This is a genomic window from Micromonospora sp. M51 (genome assembly GCF_018070305.1).
Classification (GTDB): domain Bacteria; phylum Actinomycetota; class Actinomycetes; order Mycobacteriales; family Micromonosporaceae; genus Micromonospora; species Micromonospora parva.
Map to the genome: position 1 here is coordinate 1 of NZ_JAGPXZ010001179.1, position 1,206 is coordinate 1,206.

At 74.7% G+C, this 1,206-nt stretch carries 1 protein-coding gene; it reads right to left on the bottom strand.

Annotated features, from left to right (window positions below; genetic code table 11):
- Positions 1-1,206: nitrate- and nitrite sensing domain-containing protein (locus KBX53_RS33500; protein ID WP_210863869.1), on the bottom strand; the 1,206-nt coding region annotated here is incomplete at both ends.

The following is a 1,206-nucleotide window of genomic DNA, read 5'->3' on the forward strand; positions in this document are numbered from 1 at the left end:
TACCCACCGCCGATCGGCGGCCGCGTCAGATGTTTATAAGACACAGCGTAGCGTCGGATCCGGGTGGTGAGGTGGTCGAGCTGAAACAGCTCGCCGGTCTCCTCGGTGGACCGCTCCCGACGTTGCATCAGGTCCAGCAGGCTGAGCTGGTCGCGCAGCAGGACCTGGTTGCGTCGGGTCAGCCCCAGGAACAGCTCCCGCTCGGCGGCACCCCCCGACGGCGCGGCGCCCGGCGGCGCAGGCGGATCCTGGGGGGCCGGGGCGGCGGCCTTCGGCCCGGTCAGCTCCTCAGTCAGGCGCCGGATGGTGCCCGCCCAGCTCAGCAGGAGCACGAGCACGACGATCAGGCCGAGCCCCACCACGGCTCCGGTCCGCGCGATCAGCACCGCGGCACCGGGTGTGGCCCGCTCGACGCTGCTACGGGCGGTGCCCGTCACCAGGGTCTGCAGCGCACCCAGGGTGGTGTCCGCCGCGGCCCGCCAATCCCCGACGGTGACGCCGGCCAGGGCGTTGCCGGTGCCGGACTGGAGCAGCAGCCGGTCCTCCAGGGCGAGCAGAGCGGTGAACGCCGGGCTGGTCGCGAGGCGCTGCTGCTCGGCCCGACCGTCGGACGGCAGACCGGCGGCGGCCTCGGCGTTCGCGTACCGCTGGACGCCGACCAGGGCGGTCAGCCGACGCCGCTCGTCGGCGCCGAGTCGCGCGCCGGTCAGGGCGGCGCTGACCACTGTGTCCTCCCGGGCCAGCAACTCCCGGGCGCGGGCCAGCGCGATCACCGCGCGGGTGTCGGCGGCCAACCCGCTCTCGTACGCGCCCCACTCCGGGCCGTACACCCGGAAGGCGACGTCGACGACCTCGTCGTACCCGTCGATCGCCGCGGCCAGGCCGAGTCGCCCGGTGTCCATCCGGGACCGGGTGGTGCCGAGGCCGTCGAGCCGTCGGACCAGCTCACCGGCCCGGTCGCGGACCGCGCCGGCAGTGAGCAGCCGAAGGTCGCGCCCCTTGGTGAACTCGCGGATCTCGGCGGCGGCCCGGTCGGTGGCGTCGCGAGCCCCGACCAGCTCCGGCGTCGTCCCACCCGCCCCGGCGATCGTCTCGGCGGTGATCCGGCGTTCCGTCTGCAGGCTCAGGATCAGACGGTCGATGGGCTGTCCGAGCGTGTCCGCCAGCGCCCGGTCGCGCAGCAGGTCGACGGCGTCCTGGCTGGAC